Source organism: Ramlibacter sp., from assembly GCF_050250995.1.
Lineage (GTDB): Bacteria > Pseudomonadota > Gammaproteobacteria > Burkholderiales > Burkholderiaceae_C > Ramlibacter.
The window spans coordinates 279,844-297,333 of the sequence record NZ_JBFWNP010000003.1; the positions used below are offsets into that span (position 1 = coordinate 279,844).

Genomic DNA, 17,490 nt, shown 5'->3' on the forward strand with positions numbered 1-17,490 from the left:
ATGACGACACTCATCTCACGCAAGACGAACCTGCGCCGCACGCAGCTCATCACCCCCTGCGACAACGCCTGGGACCTGATGAACAAGGCGGCGCGATCGAAGACGGACATCGTGCGGCTCGAACTCGAGGATGGCGTCGTGCCGGAGCGCAAGAACGAGGCGCGCGGCTGGGCGCTGCGCGGCCTGCGGGAAATCGACTGGGGCGACAAGGAGGTGTGGGTGCGCATCACGCACTTCGACTACGGTTACGCCGAGGCCGACATCGACACCCTCGTGCAGGGCCAGCCCAACGTCATCGTCATGGGCAAGTGCCAGGGGCTCGACGACATGCTGCACCTCGACAAGATGATCGCCGCCGCCGAACGGCGCCACGGCATTCCCGTGGGGACGGTGAAGATGGGCTGCGTGATCGAGCGCATCCGCGCCGTCCACAAGGTGGAGGACCTCGCCGCCTGTTCGCCGCGCATGAGCATGATGTGCTGCGGGCTCGACGACCTCTCCAACGAGTACGGCTACCGCCTCACGCGCATGCCCGCCGATGCGCTGGAGACGCTGTACGTGCGCAGCCGCGTCGTGCTGGCCGCGCGCCTGGCCGGCATCACGGCGGTGGACTATCCGTACCTGAAGTACCGCGATCTCGAAGCCTCGGAAATCGACGCGCGTTTCTCCGCGCGCCTGGGCTTCCATGGCAAGCAGATCATTTCCCCCGCGCAGGCCGAGGGCGTCCACCGCGCCTTCGCGCCGACCGAGAAGGAACTCGCGTGGGCCAAGGCGATCCTTCGGGCCGTCGAAGAGAACAAGGACAGCGGCGCCGCCGTGTTCATCGTCGACGGCGAGATGATCGACGCGCCGCACATCCTGCAGGCGCGCACGATCATGCAGCGGCAGGCGAGCATCGAGTAGCGAAGGCAGCGGAAGTGGCGGCTCAGGGCCGCCAGGAAGCCTCGCCGGTGTGCTCGCCCAGGCGCGCCGTCCGGTCCGGCAGGTCGCTCTCCCAGTTCGACCAGCGGATCGGATGCCGCATGTGAATGAACTTGTGCCGGTCGAATTCGTCGACTTCGCGGAAGAATCCGACGTCGCGCAGGTGCGGGTCGTCGAACATGTCCTCGATCGAATTCATGGGTGCCGCCGGCACGTCCTCGCGCTCGAAGATCTCGAGCCACTGCGCCGTCGTCTTCGCCAGCAGGCCTTCGGCCAGCGCCGCGTTCAGCGGCTCGATGTTCTCCAGCCGCAGCCCGGGGCTCGCGAAGCGCGGGTCCTGCATCAGCTCCGTGCGCTCGATCACGTGGAAGATGCGCGCCCAGTGCCGGTCAGAGTAGCCGAGCATGCAGAGGTAGCCGTCGGCGGTCTTGAACGGCCGCCGGTTGCGGTCGAGCGTGCGCGTCGCGCCCGACTCGCCCAGCGCGGGCACGAAGGACTTCAGGAACATGTGCTCCACCATCACGAAGTGCGCCATGCTCTCGAACATCGGGATCTCGAGCGCGCAGCCTTCGCCGCTGCGCTCGCGCGCGAGCAGCGCCATGACCAGCGCGCTCAGGCCGTACAGGCCCACCACGCGATCCGCCAGCGCCATCGGCGCATAGCGCGCGCCCGCGCCCGCGCGCAGGTTGAGGTCCGCCACGCCGGACAGGCCCTGGATCAGGTCGTCGTAGGCCGGCCTGCCCGCATACGCGCCGCCGCTGCCGAAGCCGGTGAAGGCGCAGTACACGATGCGCGGATTGATCGCGCGCACGGCCTCGTAGCCCAGCCCGAGCCGCGCCATCGCCTCGGGGCGGATGTTGAACACGACGGCGTCCGCATCCTTCAGCAGCCCGTGCAGCACCGCGAGATCGTCCTTCGCCTTCAGGTCCAGCACCACGCTGCGCTTGTTGCGGTTGACGTGCTGGAACACCGGCGACATCGCGGGCTCGGGCGCGCGGCCCAGGTGGCGCGTGATGTCGCCCTCGGGCGCCTCGATCTTGATGACGTCGGCCCCCTGCTCCGCGAGGAAATGCGTGCAGAACGGGCCCATGAGCACCGCGGTGAGGTCGAGGATGCGGAAGCCTTGAAGGGGAGCGGTCATGGCGTCGAGTATCCGCTGCGGCGCGGCGCGCCGGCACCCCAAGGTTCCGCATGCTGGATCAACATGCACACCGGCTTTGCATGTTCTGATGAGCTGAATCGCACGTTCCCGCTACACTCGAGCCGTGCGCTCCGAACATACGATCCTGGTGGTCGACGACCATCCCGCGGCCCTCTACGCCGCCTCCCGCCTTTTGCAGAGCGCCGGTTTCAGGACCCTCGAGGCCGCCAGCGGCACGGACGCCCTGCGCCTGGCCGGGCGGGCATCGGCCGTGCTGATCGACGTGAACCTGCCCGACGTCAACGGCGTGCAGGTCTGCCAGACGATCAAGAATGCGCCCGAGACGAAGCACGTTCCCGTCATCCTCATGTCCGCCGTGTACCTCGACGAACTGCACCGTGGCGCCGGGCTCTCGGCGGGGGCCGACGGCTACCTCACGCCCCCCTTCGAGGGCGAGCAGCTCGCCGCCCTGCTGGACGGCCTGGTCGCGGGCAAGGCCTGACGCGTTCGGCGACAGGCCTTTCGCGTCGCAGGCACTACTTCAGCTCGCCCGCTTCCTTCATCAGCCGCGCCCAGCGGTTGTAGTCCTTCTCCAGCACGTTGCGGAATTCCGGGCCGTCGGTGAACACGGCCTTGTTGCCGCCGTCCGACGCGAAGCGCGTGTAGGCCTCGCTCTCCACCGCCTTCTTCAGCGCGGCGCGCAGCTTCTGCATCACGGCCGGCGGCGTGCCGGGAGGCGCGGCGAGCGCGTTGGTGCTGTCGTATTCGAAATCGTCGACGCCCTGCTCCGCCGCCATCGCAACGTCCGGGTACGCGGGCGAGCGCACGGTGCCGCCGGAGGCGATCGGGCGCAGCACGCCCGACTTGACGTGCGGGCCGGACTGCGCGGCGTCGGTCAGCAGCACGCCGATGCGGCCCGCCACGGTGTCGAGCAGCGCGGGCTGGATGCCCTTGTGCGGGATATGCACGATGTTGAGGCCGCGGCGCTTTGCCAGCACCGTCATCACCACATGGCTCGGGCCGCCATGGCCCGACGTCGTGTATGGCGTGCCGGGATGCGCCTTGAAGTACGCCTCCAGCTCCTTCAGGTTCTTCACGTCGACGACCTTCGGGTTCACGACCACCACCATCGGCTGCACGATGGTGCCGCCGATCACGGTCATGCGCTTGTCGATGTCGAGGGGCTTGTTCTGCGCGAGCAGCGCGACGCTCGTCGCGTTGGGCATCAGCAGGATCGTGTAGCCGTCGGGCTTGGCCGACGAGAGCGCGTCCAGGCCGATGAGGCCGCTCGCGCCCGGCTTGTTGTCGACGACGACGTTCTGGCCGAGCGCGGCCGACAGTTCCTTCGCGAGGATGCGGCCGCCCATGTCGGTCGGGCCGCCGGCCGCGAAGCCGATGATCATCTTGATGGGCTGGTCCGGGTAGCCCTGGGCCTGTGCGGACGAGAGGCCTGCGAACAGCAAGGCGGAAGCAACGAGAAGCCGGCGGGTGAACCGCATGTATGTGTCTCCGAGGGTTGGGAGGCACAGCATCGTCGACGCCCGCGCCACGCGCAAGGCGGCGCGCGCCGGATGTTCTGCATGTCGGAACAGCGGCGCAGGGGGGCGCGCCGCGAACCGATGAGGTCTACTCGATCTTCAGGTTGCCCGCCTTGATGACGCTGCCCCACTTCGCGTTGTCCTTGCGGATGTAGTCGCCGAATGCGGCGAGCGACAGGCCCTCGGGCGCGGCGCCGAGCTGCGCGAACTTTTCGCGCGTCGCCGGCTGCGCGATGACGTCGCCCATCACCTTCGCGAGCCTCGCGGACACGTCGGCGGGCATGCCGGCCGGGCCGACGATGCCATACCACGCGGTGACGAGATAGCCCGGCAGGCCGGCCTCGGTCGAGGTCGGAATCGTCGGCTCGAGCGGGCTGCGCGTGTCCGTCGCGATGGCCAGCACCTTGATGCGGCCGGAGTGGATGAAGGGCAGCGCCGGCGGCATGTCGACCGACATCACGTCGACCTGGCCCGCAACGAGGTCGACGAGCGCCGGGCCCGTGCCCTTGTACGGAATGTCGACCATGCGGATGCCCGCGAGCTGGTTCAGCATGACGCCCGTGAGGTGGTGCGTGGTGCCGAGGCCGCCCGAGCCGTAGTTGACCTTCGTGGGGTTCGCCTTCGCGTACGCGATGAACTCGCGCAGGTTCGACACCGGCAGGTTCGCGCGCACCACGAGCACGTGCGGGATCGACGCCACGTTGGTGAGCGCGGTGAAATCCTTGAGCTCGAAGCCCACCTTCTGGAGGTTGGGACCCACCGACATCGGGCCGGTCGAGCCGAGCAGCAGCGTGTAGCCGTCGGGCGCCGCCTTCGCGACGAACTCCGTGCCCACCGCGCCGCCGCCGCCCGCGCGGTTCTCCACGATCACGCTCTGCCCGAGCGGGCCGGCCATCTGCTGCGCCATGTAGCGCGCGATGATGTCGACCGATCCGCCGGGCGCGAAGGGCACGACGATGCGCACCGGCCCGCGCTTCGGATAGTCCGAGGTCTGGGCCAGGCCGGCCACGGGGGAAAGCAGGCCCAGGGCCAGCAGGTCGCGTCGTTGGAGGGTCATGATGGCTCTTTCTCTTGAAGGAATCACTTGGCCGCGGCCGTCGCGGCCGCCGGCGCGTCCGTGCGCGTGCCGCCGCCGTACGACTCGCTCACCGGCAGCTTGCTGTCGGCGAACACATTCTTCGCGCGGCTGAACACCTTGTCGCTCCAGTGCGCGAGCTCGGCCTCGCCGAAGAGCGTGCGCGCGCCGGTCTCGGCGTCGTAGTTGCCATGCGTGTCCGTGCCGCGCACGAGCATGGCGGACTCACGGTGCTTGCGCTGCTTCACGCACGTGGGCATGAGCTCCACCAGCAGGATCACGCGGTCCTCGCCCGAGGTGTTGACGCCCGAGCCGTGGATGGTGGCGGCGTTGAACAGCCCGATCTCGCCCGGCTTCAGCACGAGGTCGACCGCGCTCGACTTGTCGAACTCCGCCGAGATGAACTGTCCGCGCGCGAGGATGCTCGTGGGGTCGTCCGATTCGACGTGCGGCAGCGTGCCGAGCTTGTGGCTGCCCGGGATCACCTGCAGGCAGCCGTGCTTCACCGTGCATTCGGACAGCGCGAGCGCGCCGATGATCATGATCGGCTCGATGCCGCCGTACGCCGTGTCCTGGTGCCAGCCGGCCTGCACCTTGCCGTCCGACGGCTTGATGCGCATCGCCATGCTGTAGCACAGGATGTCGTCGCCGAGGATGTCGGCATAGAGGTCGAGGATGCGCGAATGCCGCGCGATCTCGTCGATCCAGGGGCACAGCAGGTGCGCCTTGGTCTTGAGCTTCTTCGCGTGTTCGGGGAAGTCGCTTCGGCACTGCGCAAGGCTTGCCGCGTACTTCGCCACTTCCTCCGGCGCGAGCACCTGCACCGGCGGCAGGTAACCCTGCTCGTCGAAGAACTTCACCTGTTCGGAGCTGATGACCTCAGGCATCCTGGGTCTCCGATTCGGCGGGCGTGAACGCATAGCGCTGGCCCGATGCAGGAATCACGCCACCGCGCAGCGTGCCGGCCTCGACCTCGCCCCACAGCACGCGCTCGCGCTCGTCGAGCGGGCGGTTGTCGGGCGTGGAAAGCCACAGGCGATACAGCAGGCGCTTCTTGCCCGGCTCCTCGTGGTCCTCGTAGCTCGTGCGCGAATGCAGCGTCACGTGGTTGTTGAGGATCTGGATGTCGCCGGGCTGCATCTCCATCTCGAGGCAGCGCTCGTCGGCGATCTGCGCGAGCAGGTCCAGCGCTTCGTCCTGCGCCGGCGTGATGCGCGGCACCTCGGGAAAGCGCTGCGCGGACTCCACGAAGGAGCGCGAATACTGGTTGGAGAAAAAGCCGTCTCGAATGCTGAACACGGGCTTCGCATACCACGGACCCTGCCCCGGCCCTTCCTCGCCCTGGCGGCTGAAGTAGTAGTCCTCGAAGAGCAGCGGCAGCAGGTCGGGCCGGCGCTTCAGCATTTCGTTGTGGATGTCCACGGAGCTGATCACGCGGCTCAGGCCGCCGGTGCGCGCCTTGCGGGCGCAGTACAGCAGCACCAGATCGGCGTGGTCGGTATGAAAGCGCAGATGCTCCTTGGTGCGGTAGCCGCGCGACGTGGGCGTGTGCAGCTTCACGCCGACGTCCGTGACCTCGCCGAGCAGCTCGCCGTTCTTGCTTTGCGACACCGGAATGCCGAGGTGCGCGCCGACACCCCACACGGCATAGCGCGCCCACTCGTCCGAATAGCGCTCGCCCTCGATGCCGCGCAGCAGCACGAAGCCGCGGCCGTGCTCGAGTTCGTGGGCGACCTTTTTCAGGCGCGGCCCGAGCATGGGAAGGGGGAAGTCCGAGGGGCGCGTCTGGTGCAGTTCCAGTCCACGCGCGAGCACGCCCCGGATCGCGCGATCGAGCTCCTCGACCTCCGCGGGCGTGACGGTGAACGTCCATGCCTCGCTGCGCTTCTCCATGTCCTTGCCGTGCCAGACGAACGGGCCGGTGATGGGTCGGATGTCTCTCATGGTCTTCTTCCTTCGGTGCGCAAGCATGCTTGCAATCGGAACGCCGGGCAAATGTGATTTGCCGATGCGCTGCTTCGGGAAAACCGATTCAGCGACGAGCCGTCATTTGCCTTCGATGATCGCGTCGGCGGCGGCGCGCAGGTCCTTTGCCGCCTTGGCGAGCCGTCCCTCGATGCCGGCGACCACCGCCTCGTCGCGCGCCAGCAGCCCCTCGAACAGGTCGGCCTGCCGCAGCGACTCCTTCGGCGCGGGGCCACCCTGCAGGGTGCGGTTCGCGATGAAGTTGCCGGGATCGAGCGCCGTTGCAATCTCGGCCTGCGTGAGGTTCGCCGGAATCTCGTGATACGCCATCGACGCTTCGTCGAGCAGCGCGGGCGTCACCTGCGCGGGCGCGATGCCGCGCGACTCTGCGAGGCGGACGAGGATGCCGACCACCTGGTGCGCCGTGCGCCACGACCAGTCGTGCTTGCGGATGAGCGCGCTCGCGACGTCGGTCGTGGTCGCCCAGTGCCGCCATGCCTGCTCGCGCATGTGTTCCTTGTTGACGATCAGCTCGGGCAGCAGTTCGGCGAACCAGTCGAGGTGCCGCACGCTGTTGTCGGCCACGCGCCAGAGCATGTCGAGCGCGTAGTAGCGCTCGGTGATCGGCGAGCCCGTGGTGCCCTTGAGCGCGTGGTAGGACGTGACGACGCAGCCCAGCGCCTCGGCCGACGCGCCCTTCACCTCGGCGGGGCCGATCACGTTCTTCTTCTGCATCATGATCGACGAGGTGCCGCAGTAGCGGTCCGGCACGTCGAAGAAGTCGAACTCGCTCGTGCTCCACTGGATCAGGTCGTCCGCCCACTTCGCCATGGAGTGGTAGAGCGTCGCGAGCACCATCGCGGTGTCGATGTTGTCGTCGGCGTTGAGCTCGAGGATCGCGCCGCGCAGTTCTCGTGGACGGCATCGAAGCCGAGCAGTTCGGCCGTGCGCTGTCGATCCACCCTGAAGTCCGAGCCGACCATGATGGCCGCGCCCGCCGGGCTCGTGTTCACGCGCTTGTACGCGCCGTGGTGCCGGTCGAAGTCGCGCTCCAGCGTCGCGACCCACGACAGGTAGAAGTGCGCGAGCGTCATCGGCTGCGCGTGCTGTCCGAAGCTGTAGCCGGGCAGGATGGTGTCGGTGTGCTGCCGCGCGAGCTGGATGAGCGTGCGGCGCAGCCGGTTCATCGCGCCCATGGTCGCGAGCAGCTTCTCGCGCTGCAGCGTGTTGATCGCCACGGAGCCGAGGTCGCCGGAGCTGCGTGCGACGTGGAAGCGGCCGCCGACGTCCTCGCCGAGCAAGCGAATGAGGTAGTGCTCGCCGGAGTGCATGCCACCGCCCACGCGAAGCCGCGCCTCCACGACGCCTTCGCCCTCGGCCATGTCGCGCAGGCCCTTGAGGATGGCCGCGCCCATCTCGCGCGACAGCTCGCCCTGCTCCACCAGCATGACGGTGTGCGCCTCGTCGAACGCATGCACCGAGGGCAGCATGATCTGCGTGCGGCCGGAGTACAACTTGCCGAGGTGGGGCAGCATGTCCTCGCTTAGGCGGATGCCGGCGTTGCGGTAGCCGCGGTATTGGGTGGAGTCCTGTTTCAGCATTCCTGTCGTCCTTCTTTATTCGTTGTTCGTTATTCGGCGCGCAGCAGGCGGGAGATTTCCTCGAAGCTTTCGAGCGTGTCGAGTCGCCCGATCGCGTCGCGCAGCCTGTCGAGCCTGTCGCCCATCGCCCGGCCCGCGACCGTGTCGTGCTTTCTTTGCAGTTCCTGCGGCGTCACGGGGCGCAGGTAGCTGCCGCGCGCGATGGGAACGTGGCGCCGGATCGACTCGCCGCTGGCGAGCACGACTTCGACCTCGGGTTCGTCGTACGGCCCCATGTCGGTGTCGCCGCGCACTTCCACGCGGTCCATCAGGGCGCGCACGTCGTCGCCGTGCTGCGGCGGGTTGAACTGCGCCAGCGTCGCTTCGCGGTAGAGCGCGGCGACGGCCATCGAGTACGGCAGGCTGAACTGCGCGTCGAGCATGTTGGCGATGCGGCGGTTGGAGAACTGGCGCACGGTGCGCGCCGCGCCGTGGACGACGATGCGCGCGATGTCCTCGGTGCGCACTTCCCTGTCGCGCAGCAACTCCATCAATGCTTCGACCGGACTGTGGACGCCGCGGCAGGCCGCGTAGATCTTCACGCCGGTACCGGCGATGCGGAAGTCGCTGCCCAGGCGTTGCACGGTCGCCTGCGGCGTGGCTTCGGGGCCGGAGAAGAGCTTGAAGAATCCGCCGTTGCCATCTTCCAGGATGTCGCGCGGCCCGCTCATGCCGGAATCGGCCAGGCACGCGGCCTCGACACCGTGCGAGGCCGACATGCCGGGGTGGAAGCGTTTCGTCGCGGCGCCGTCGCTCAGGAAAGCCCAGGTGCCGCTCGCGTAGGAGCCGGCGATGCCGAGCGCCCAGGTCGTCCGCTCGGCATCCAGCTCCAGCATGACGGCGGCGGCGGCTGCTGCGCCGAAGGTTCCGCAGGTGCCGGTGGAGTGCCAGCCGCGTTCGTTGTGCGGACGGTAGCCACCGGCGCCCTCGAGCACACGGGCCGCGACGTCGTAGCCTGCGGCCACCGCGCGGATCACGGTGCGGCCGTCGGCATTCGTCGCGTCCGCGAGCGCGGCCACCGCGGGGACGACGCAGGCGCCGGAGTGGCCGCAGCCGCCGAAGTCGTCGAGTTCGAGGGCGTGGCTTGCCGTGCCGTTGATGCGGGCTGCGAGGGCGGGGACGGTCTGCTGCGACGTGCCCCACACGGTGGACGGGCCCGATGTGTCCTTCATGAAGCGTCCCCCCGCGTCCGCAACCATTCGCGGCTCGGGGCACAGGCCGCCGCGGTAGCCGACGACGAGCGTGTCGAGCAGGGAGCGCTTGCAGAGTTCGACGATTTCCGGCGGCAGGTCTTCGTAGCGGGCGGTGCTCCAGTAGTTGGCCAGCTGTTCGCTCAAGGAATTCGATTCCACGATCAACGCCCCTCCCTTCGCCCGTCGTTCCCGTAGGCCCACGGCCGCGTCTGCCGGTCGCGCATGCGGTAGGCGTCGATCCGCTCGCGCAGTGCCAGCGTCAGATCGATCTCGTCCTGCCCTGCCAGCAGCATGCGGCGCAGGCGAGGCGGGCTCGTGAAACCGTGCCGTTCGCCCGTCGATGAGACCACCACGTTCTCCTGCAAATCGACCTCGACCGTCGTTCCCGCCAAGGACTCCACCACCGCCTGCGGCAACACCACCGGCGCGATCCCGTTGCGAAAGCAGTTGCCGTAGAAGATCTCGCCGAAGCTCGGCGCGATCACCGCGCGGATGCCCCACTGCCGCAGCGCCTTCGCCGCCTGCTCGCGCGACGACCCGGAGCCGAAGTTCGGGCCGGTCAGCAGGATGGGCGCATCGGCATACGCCGGCAGGTTCAGCACGAAGTCGGCACGCGGGCTGCCATCGGGCATCAGGCGCCACTCGGCGAAGAGCCCTTCCCTCAGCCCGCCCGGAATCAGCACGCGCGGCATGAAGCGCGAAGGCAGGATCTGGTCCGTGTCCACGTTCGCCTGCAACAGCGGCGCGGCGATGCCGCGAACGCGCTCAAACTTTTCCATGGCGTTCCATCAACGAGGCCGCGTCGCACAGATGACCCGCGACGGCGGAGGCCGCCACGGTCGCGGGGCTCGCGAGATGCGTGCGCGTACCCTTGCCCTGCCGGTTCTCGAAGTTGCGGTTGGTCGTGCTCACGATGCGCTCGCCCTTGAACCGGTTGCGGCCGTTCGCGCAGAAGCCGCAGCCCGCGTCGTGCCATTCGAATCCCGCGTCGATGAAGATGCGGTCGAGCCCCTCCGCTTCCGCCTGCCGCTTCACCGAGGAACTGCCGGGCACGCAAATCGCCGCGACGCCGCTCGCGACCTTGCGGCCCGCGAGCACGCGCGCCGCTTCGCGCAGGTCCGAGATGCGCGCATTGGTGCAGCTGCCGATGTACGCAGCGTCTACCGCAATGCTCGATGCCGACGTTCCCGCAGTGATCTGCTGATAGGACAAGGCACGCGACGCCCACTCGCGCTGGGCGTCGTCGGCGATGCCTTCGCATGCCGGCACCTCGCCCGAAAGCGGCATCACATGCTGCGGACTGATTCCCCACGTGACCTGCGGCGTCACGGCGGAGCAGTCGAACGTCACCTCGCGGTCGAACACCGCATCGTCATCCGTCGCGAGAGAACGCCAGGCGGCCTCCGCCTCGTCCCACGACGTGCCCTCGGGGGCGTACTCGCGGCCGTGCAGATACGCGAACGTCTTCTCGTCCGCCGCCACGAATCCATACCGCGCCGCCATCTCGATGGCCATGTTGCACAAGGTCATGCGCGCTTCGACGTCGAAGCCGCGAACGACGGAGCCCGCGAACTCCACGGCGAAGCCGGTGCATCCGTCCGCGCCCAACGCGCCCGCGAGAAAGAGAACGACATCCTTCGCCGTGACGCCGGGGCGCAGTGCGCCATCGAGCACCACCCGCATCGTCCGCGGCCGCGGCATCACCAGCGTCTGCGTCGCCACCGCATGCAGGCACTCGCTGGCGCCGATGCCCCACGCCAGCGCGCCGAGCCCGCCGAGCGTGCAGGTATGGCTGTCGGGACACACGATCGTGAGCCCCGGCAGTGCGATCCCGAGTTCGGGCGCGGCCACATGCACGATGCCCTGGCGCGCATCCTCCGCGCCGATGTAGTGCAGCCCGAATTCGCGCGCGGTCGCCGCCGACTCCGCGATCAGCTGCGTCCCCACTTCGTACCAGCCCTTGCGCGGCGAACCGGGCGACGCCCGCGGATGCGTGTCCACCGCATGGTCGACGAAGCTGAACACCTGCGCCGGCGCCGCCACCGTGCGGCCCTGCGCGACCAGGTCGCGCAGCACGCCCGCGCCCATGCTCTCGTGGATCAGCAGCCGGTCGATCTGCAGCACGTCCTCGCCGTCGGCGCTCGCGATGACGTGCGCGTCCCAGGCCTTGTCGAAGCAGGTGCGCGCCACGGTCACTGCAGGTCGATGTTCGCCTTGTTCGCGACGGCCTTGTATTTGTCGATCTCCGCCTTGTGGAAGTTGCGGAATTCGGCCTGCGTCATGATCGTGGTCATGATCCCGCGCTTCTCGAGGAAGGACTTCACCTCCGGCAGTTCGGCCGCGGCCTTCATGCGCGAATAAAGTTCGTTCGCGATGGCCGGCGGCAGCTTGGCGGGCGCGAAGAAGGCATACCAGTTGCCGATGGAGTAGCCGGGAATCGTCTCCGCCACCGTGGGCACGTTCGGCAGCACCGGGTCGCGCTGCAGCGAGGTGACGGCCAGCGCCTTCAGCTTGCCCTGGTTGATGTGCGCCTCGACGTTGCTCATCGTCGAGACCAGGATGGTCGTCTGCCCGCCGATGGCCGCCGTCACCGCGGGCGCGCCACCCTTGTAGGGCACGTGCAGGAAGCCGACGTCGGCCATCTGGTTGAACAGCTCGCCCCCGATGTGCGCCGACGTGCCGTTGCCGGACGAGGCGTAGGAAATCGACTTCGGGTTGGCCTTGGCGTACTTCACCAGCTCGGCCACCGTGTTGAAAGGCGCGTTCGCCTGCGCGACGATCACGTTGGCCGAACCGCCCACGAAGAAGAGCGGCAGGAAGTCGTTCACCAGGTCGTAGGGCAACTGGCGGAACACGCCCGCGTGGATCGCGTTCGACGACGACGCACCGATGCAGATCGTGTAGCCGTCGGGCGCCGCCTTCGCGCATTCGCCGGTGGCGATGCGGCCGTCGGCGCCGGGCTTGTTCTCCACGATGAAGTTCCAGCGCGGGTCTTTCTCGGTGATCTTCTGCGCGATGATCCGCGCCACCAGGTCGAACGCGCCGCCGGCCGCGAAGCCGTTGAGGATGCGGATGGGGCGCTCGGGATACTGCGCGTGCGCGGCGCCGGAGGCAAAGACGACGGCCGCGAGCGCGAGCTTGAGCCAGGAAGAGCGGACGATGTTCATGGGGTACTCCTGATGGGGAAAATTCAAGGGGCCGTGCCGCGCACGTGATCGACGAGGCGGGCGAGCATGGCGTCGCACTGCGCAAGCTGCGCGAGCGACACGTATTCGTCGGGCTTGTGGCCCTGGTCCATGCTGCCGGGGCCGCAGATCACGGACGGGATGCCCGCGCGCTGGAACAATCCGCCTTCGGAGCCGAAGGCGACGGTGCCGAACTCGTTCGACCCGGAGAGCACGGCGAGCAGGCGCGCGGCGTCGCTCTCGTGCGGCGTCGCGAGGCCCGGGTAGGAATTCAGCGGCGCGAGTTCGATGCCGGTGTCGGGCTGCACCGCGCGCATCTTCGGCACGAGCTCCGTTTCTGCAAAATCCCGCAGCCGCTTGGGCACCTGCTCGGCATCGAAGCCCGGGATCGCGCGCACCTCGAAGTCGAACTCGCATTCGGCCGGCACGATGTTGAGCGCCCGGCCGCCCTTGATGACGCCGGTCTGCACTGTGGAAAACGGCGGGTCGAAGCGCGCATCGCGATTCGACGGCTGCGCGAGCTCGCCGCCGATCTCGCCGAGGCGCGAGATCAGCTTCGCCGCGTACTCGATCGCGTTCACGCCGGAGGGCGAGTAAGCGGAATGGCAGGCGGCGCCCTTCACCACGCAACGCATCGCGAGCTTGCCCTTGTGGCCCAGCACCGGCTTCATGGCCGTGGGCTCGCCGATCACGCACACGCTCGGGCGATGCGGCCGTTTCGCGAGCTCGGCCAGCATCGGCCGCACGCCGACGCAGCCGATCTCCTCGTCGTACGAGAACGCGAGGTGGACCGGCTGCTTCAGCGGCTGCGCGAGCAGCGCGGGCACCGCGGCGAGCACCGACGCGATGTAGCCCTTCATGTCCGCCGTGCCGCGTCCGTAGAGGCGGCCGTCCTTCTCCGTCAGCTGGAACGGGTCCACGGTCCACGCCTGGCCGTCGACGGGGACGACGTCCGTGTGACCGGACAGGGCGATGCCGCCGTCCACTCGCGGCCCGATCGTCGCGAACAGGCTCGCCTTGGTGCGCTCGGGGTTGTAGAACAGCTCGCTGTCGACGCCCGATGCGTGCAGCAGGTCGCGGATGAATACGATCAGTTCGAGGTTCGAGTTGCGGCTGACCGTCGGAAAGGCGATCAGCTTCTCGAGCACGCTGCGCGTCGCCGTCGCCGTCCCCTTGCCTTCACTCATCGCCCGGCACCCCGTAGCTCGGCGCGGCGGTGGGATTCAGCGCGCGCGTGAGGTAGTCCTGCATCTGCGGTCGGTACGCCTTCCACAGCGCATCGAGTTCGGCGATGGGGTCGCCTTCCGTCCAGTCGACGCGCAGGTCGACGATGGGCCACTCGACCTCGCCCGCGATCTTGAGGCCCGCGGAGCGCACCGGGCCGGCCTCGCCGCCCGCCGTCATGGCCGCGCGCATCGCGGCCATCAGCCGGTCGGCGAGATGGCCCGTCGTGTCCTCGAACGCGCGCGTCATCGCTTCGATGACCTGCAGGGACGACAGGAGATTGCCCGCCGCCACGCACCCCTTGCCGGCCACCGCGTGGTGAATCCCGAGCGCCTGCTTGCCGGTGAAGAATGCCGTGCCCCCGCGCGCATCGACCACCGTCACCTGCCGATAGTCGTTCCAGTCGTCGCTGTGAATCGCCCGGTGAAGCGATTCCTCCGCATCGGCGGAGCCGGACCCGAGCGAATCGAGCACGCGCAGGCCCAGGGCCGGCAGCGTCACGTTCTGCGTCGCCACCGCGCCCACGCCGGCGCGCACCCAGGGGCAGCGCGCGGCCACCGCGATGCTCGACGAGCTGATGGCCACGCCGAGCTGTCCCGTTTCGGCGCAGCGGCCGACGATGGAAAAAGTCATGATTTCGCCTCCGGGGTCCAGCCGTCGGGAATGACGGCGATCACGTCGATCTCCATCAGCCACTGCGGCTGGCCGAGCGCGCTCACCACGAGCCCGGTGGAGATGGGGAACACGCCCTTCAGCCACTTGCCGACCACCTGGTACACCGGCTCGCGGTAGCGGGGGTCGATGATGTACGTGGTCGTCTTCACGATGTGCGAGAGGTCGCTGCCGGCCTCCTCCAGCAACACCTTCAGGTTCTTCATGGCCTGCTCCGCCTGCGCCGCGGGGTCGCCGAGACCGACGAGATTGCCGTCGAAATCGGTGCCGACCTGGCCGCGTACGTAGACGGTGTTGCCGGCGCGGACCGCCTGGCAAAGATCGTTGTTCAAGGACTGGTTGGGGTAGGTGTCCTTGGTGTTGAACATGCGGATGCGCGTGTGCGTGGGCATGGCTTCGTTCCTCCTCAGGCGTGCGCCGCTTCGACGGACTTCGACATCGCCGCGTCGTGATACGCGAGGTAGCGACGCTGGATCAGGATGTGGTCGGCGACGTGGCGCGCGTCGTGCCACACGCCCCAGATGAAGGACGAACCGCGCCGCGACAGCCACGGCAGGCCGAGGAAATAGATGCCCGGCTCCTTGCCCACGCCACGCTGGTGGATCGGCTTGCCCTTGGCGTCGAAGGTGTCGACCTTCAGCCAGCTGTAGTCGTTGGAATAGCCCGTCGCCCAGATGATCGAGGTGACGCCGGCCTCGCGCAGGTCGAGCCGCAGGATCGGGTTCTTCACGCAGTCGGGCTCGGGGAACGCCCTGCGCGCCTCGGGTTCGAGCGGCAGGTCGAGCCCGTTGCGCTCGGCATAGGCATCGGCCGCGTCGAGCACCGCGAGGTAATTCGCGTCGCCGCGATCGAGGTTCGTCGCCAGGTCCGGCTCGAAGGCCGCGACGCCGCCCTCGAAGGACTTCGCCATGCCCACGAGCGTGATGCCCTGGTGCGCGAGCTCGCGGAAGTTGATGGTCTGGCCGCCGCGCGCGCCGCTGACCGCGATGGTCACGTGCTCGCGGCCCGGTCGGGCGATCTCCTGGTCCCATTCGCCGAGCACGCCGAGCCACCAGCAATAGTCGAGGCCGCGATACCCTCGCGGCGGCCGGTCGTGCGGGCCGACCGAGAGATAGACCTGGCGGCCCGCGCGCTGCAGTTCGTCGGCGATCTGCACGCCCGAGGAGCCCGCGCCGACCACGAGCACCGCGCCCGCGGGCAGCTGCCGCGGGTTGCGATAGTCGGCGGAATGGATCTGGAAAAGCCCGTCGTCCTTGGGCGCCACCGGGGGAATCACCGGCTGCTGGAAAGCGCCCGTCGCGACGACGACGCGGCGCGCCTCGAACGGGCCGGCGGAGGTCTCGATGGCGAAGCCCGGGCGGCGCGTGTTGCGCTGGACCTGCTTCACATCGACGCCGGTGCGCACCGGCGCCTCGAACTTCCTCGCGTACGCCTCGAAGTAGTCGGCCACGCGGTCCTTGGTCGCGAACTCGTCCGGCCCGATGTCGTCGAACGCCATGCCGGGGAAGCGGTCGTGCCATGCCGGGCCGTTGGCCACCAGCGAGTCCCACCGCCCCGTGCGCCACTTCTCCGCGATGCGGTCGCGCTCAAGCACGATGTGCGGCACGCCCAGCCTGCTGAGATGCTCGCTCATCGCGATGCCCGCCTGCCCGGCGCCGATGACGAGGGTGTCCGTCACGGTCTTGTCTGCGTTCATGTCTTCGATTCCTGTCGATGCGGCCCGATTGGCCGACTCACGCGCCGATTACAGCCAAGAACGCGCATCGAGTGCGTCGGCTTTGCCGAGCCGGTGCATCGGAAAAGGCGAATCAGCCGCCCGGCCCCCGGACCGGCGCCGGGCGGGAGGCGTCCGCTAAACTGAAAAGCATGCTGACCCGCCTCACTTTCCGCCAGCTGGAGTACTGCGTGGCCGCCGGGGAGTTCGGCAGCATCGCGGAGGCGGCCGAGCGCATCCACGTCTCGGCCTCGTCGATCTCCGCGGCCATCACGCAGGTGGAGTCGGAGCTCTCGGCGGCGCTGTTCGTGCGGCACCACGGCCAGGGCCTGTCGCTCACGCCGGTGGGCGTGGACGTGCTGAAGGAAATCCGCTCCCTCCTCGACCACGCCGCCAGCCTCTACGACATCGCGAAGAGCTCTCAGAATTCGGTGCGCGGTCCGTTGCGCGTCGGCTGCTTCACCACCCTCGCGGCGATGGTCGCGCCCGAGCTGTGCCAGGGCTTCGCCCGGGCCCACCCCGGCGTCGACGTGACGCAGGTCGAGGACCACCACGAGGGCCTCGTCGAGCGGCTGCGCCACGCGCAGATCGACGTCGCGATCACCTACGACCTCAACACGGCCGAACCCGACATCTCGTTCGAGCCGCTCGCCTCGCTGCCGCCTTTCGCGATCGTGAGCGAAAGCGATCCGCTCGCGCAGCAGGCCACGACGACGATCAAGGAGCTCGCGGCACGGCCGATGGTGCTGCTCGACCTGCCGCTCAGCCGCGAGTACTTTCTCTCGATGTTCCGCGAGGCCGGCGTCGCCCCGCTCGTGGGCGCGCGCTCGGGCAGCCCCGACGTGGTGCGCTCGCTGGTCGCGAACGGCGTCGGTTATTCGCTCGCGAACGTGCGGCCGCGCGCGGCGCACTCGCTGGACGGCAAGCGCATCGTCAACGTGCAACTGAAGGGCAAGCACCGGCCCATGCAGCTGGGCCTGGCGTGGCTGAAGCAGGAGAAGCCGCGGCACGTGGTCGAGGCCTTCATGCACCGCTGCCGCTCGTTCATCTCCAACGAGTACATCCCGGGGATGACGGCGCCGGGGTCGCATCCCGACAAGACCTGAATTTGTGGTTGTCGCAGGCTGTTTCGCGTTCGACGTCTTGTGGCCGGTCGGTCGGCGGCCGGGGGTGGGTCATTCTCCGGGGACCTCGCGGTCAAGCACCCAGGTGCGCGACCTTG

General features: G+C 68.6%; 18 protein-coding genes. 3 read left to right on the plus strand and 15 right to left on the minus strand.

Annotated features, from left to right (window positions below; genetic code table 11):
• Nucleotides 1-903, plus strand: coding sequence for an HpcH/HpaI aldolase/citrate lyase family protein (locus AB7E83_RS05020; RefSeq protein ID WP_428565955.1), 903 nt, complete (start codon nt 1-3; stop codon nt 901-903).
• Between the two features lie 22 nt (nt 904-925).
• Here the strand turns inward: AB7E83_RS05020 and AB7E83_RS05025 are convergent, their stop codons facing one another.
• A complete protein-coding gene (locus AB7E83_RS05025) occupies nt 926-2,062 on the minus strand; it encodes a CaiB/BaiF CoA transferase family protein (protein ID WP_428565957.1) in 1,137 nt (378 codons plus the stop codon).
• A 124-nt stretch (nt 2,063-2,186) separates the two neighbouring features.
• On the opposite strand from AB7E83_RS05025, the gene AB7E83_RS05030 reads away from it, so the two are divergent.
• A complete protein-coding gene (locus AB7E83_RS05030; RefSeq protein WP_428565960.1) occupies nt 2,187-2,564 on the plus strand; it encodes a response regulator in 378 nt (125 codons plus the stop codon).
• A gap of 34 nt (nt 2,565-2,598) precedes the next feature.
• On the opposite strand, the gene AB7E83_RS05035 is transcribed toward AB7E83_RS05030, so the two are convergent.
• From AB7E83_RS05035 to AB7E83_RS05100, 14 genes are all read right to left on the minus strand, one after another.
• A complete protein-coding gene (locus AB7E83_RS05035; protein ID WP_428565962.1) occupies nt 2,599-3,561 on the minus strand; it encodes a Bug family tripartite tricarboxylate transporter substrate binding protein in 963 nt (320 codons plus the stop codon).
• 127 nt (nt 3,562-3,688) lie between these two features.
• Nucleotides 3,689-4,657, minus strand: coding sequence for a Bug family tripartite tricarboxylate transporter substrate binding protein (locus AB7E83_RS05040; RefSeq protein ID WP_428565965.1), 969 nt, complete (start codon nt 4,655-4,657; stop codon nt 3,689-3,691).
• Between the two features lie 23 nt (nt 4,658-4,680).
• Nucleotides 4,681-5,562 (minus strand): phytanoyl-CoA dioxygenase family protein, encoded by an 882-nt coding sequence (locus tag AB7E83_RS05045; RefSeq protein WP_428565967.1) that lies wholly within the window; start codon nt 5,560-5,562, stop codon nt 4,681-4,683.
• A complete protein-coding gene (locus tag AB7E83_RS05050) occupies nt 5,555-6,619 on the minus strand; it encodes a TauD/TfdA family dioxygenase (RefSeq protein ID WP_428565970.1) in 1,065 nt (354 codons plus the stop codon). Before AB7E83_RS05050 ends, AB7E83_RS05045 begins: the two co-directional genes overlap by 8 nt.
• Before the next feature lie 102 nt (nt 6,620-6,721).
• On the minus strand, nt 6,722-7,498 hold the full coding sequence (locus AB7E83_RS05055; protein WP_428565973.1) for a hypothetical protein: 777 nt from the start codon (nt 7,496-7,498) through the stop codon (nt 6,722-6,724).
• Nucleotides 7,447-8,241, minus strand: coding sequence for a lyase family protein (locus tag AB7E83_RS05060; protein ID WP_428565976.1), 795 nt, complete (start codon nt 8,239-8,241; stop codon nt 7,447-7,449). Before AB7E83_RS05060 ends, AB7E83_RS05055 begins: the two co-directional genes overlap by 52 nt.
• Before the next feature lie 29 nt (nt 8,242-8,270).
• Nucleotides 8,271-9,617 carry an MmgE/PrpD family protein gene (locus AB7E83_RS05065; RefSeq protein WP_428565978.1) on the minus strand — a complete coding sequence of 449 codons (1,347 nt, stop codon included), beginning with the start codon at nt 9,615-9,617 and terminating at the stop codon, nt 8,271-8,273.
• Between the two features lie 17 nt (nt 9,618-9,634).
• The gene (gene leuD / locus AB7E83_RS05070) at nt 9,635-10,252 is read right to left on the minus strand and encodes a 3-isopropylmalate dehydratase small subunit (protein WP_428565981.1); all 618 of its coding nucleotides are present in this window, start codon (nt 10,250-10,252) and stop codon (nt 9,635-9,637) included.
• Entirely contained in the window at nt 10,239-11,663 is a 1,425-nt protein-coding gene (locus AB7E83_RS05075) for a 3-isopropylmalate dehydratase large subunit (RefSeq protein ID WP_428565984.1), read from the minus strand. Before AB7E83_RS05075 ends, leuD begins: the two co-directional genes overlap by 14 nt.
• Before the next feature lie 2 nt (nt 11,664-11,665).
• Nucleotides 11,666-12,640 carry a Bug family tripartite tricarboxylate transporter substrate binding protein gene (locus tag AB7E83_RS05080; protein ID WP_428565987.1) on the minus strand — a complete coding sequence of 325 codons (975 nt, stop codon included), beginning with the start codon at nt 12,638-12,640 and terminating at the stop codon, nt 11,666-11,668.
• A gap of 23 nt (nt 12,641-12,663) precedes the next feature.
• Complete coding sequence (argE, locus tag AB7E83_RS05085) at nt 12,664-13,845, minus strand: acetylornithine deacetylase (RefSeq protein ID WP_428565990.1); 1,182 nt, start codon at nt 13,843-13,845, stop codon at nt 12,664-12,666.
• Nucleotides 13,838-14,515 (minus strand): DUF1028 domain-containing protein, encoded by a 678-nt coding sequence (locus AB7E83_RS05090; RefSeq protein ID WP_428565992.1) that lies wholly within the window; start codon nt 14,513-14,515, stop codon nt 13,838-13,840. Before AB7E83_RS05090 ends, argE begins: the two co-directional genes overlap by 8 nt.
• On the minus strand, nt 14,512-14,946 hold the full coding sequence (locus tag AB7E83_RS05095) for a RidA family protein (RefSeq protein WP_428565995.1): 435 nt from the start codon (nt 14,944-14,946) through the stop codon (nt 14,512-14,514). The genes AB7E83_RS05090 and AB7E83_RS05095 overlap by 4 nt, the downstream gene beginning before the upstream one ends.
• Before the next feature lie 14 nt (nt 14,947-14,960).
• On the minus strand, nt 14,961-16,250 hold the full coding sequence (locus tag AB7E83_RS05100) for a flavin-containing monooxygenase (protein WP_428565998.1): 1,290 nt from the start codon (nt 16,248-16,250) through the stop codon (nt 14,961-14,963).
• 170 nt (nt 16,251-16,420) lie between these two features.
• Here AB7E83_RS05100 and AB7E83_RS05105 point away from each other — a divergent pair, with 170 nt between their 5' ends.
• The gene (locus AB7E83_RS05105; protein WP_428566001.1) at nt 16,421-17,374 is read left to right on the plus strand and encodes a LysR family transcriptional regulator; all 954 of its coding nucleotides are present in this window, start codon (nt 16,421-16,423) and stop codon (nt 17,372-17,374) included.
• The last annotated feature ends 116 nt before the right edge of the window (nt 17,375-17,490 follow it).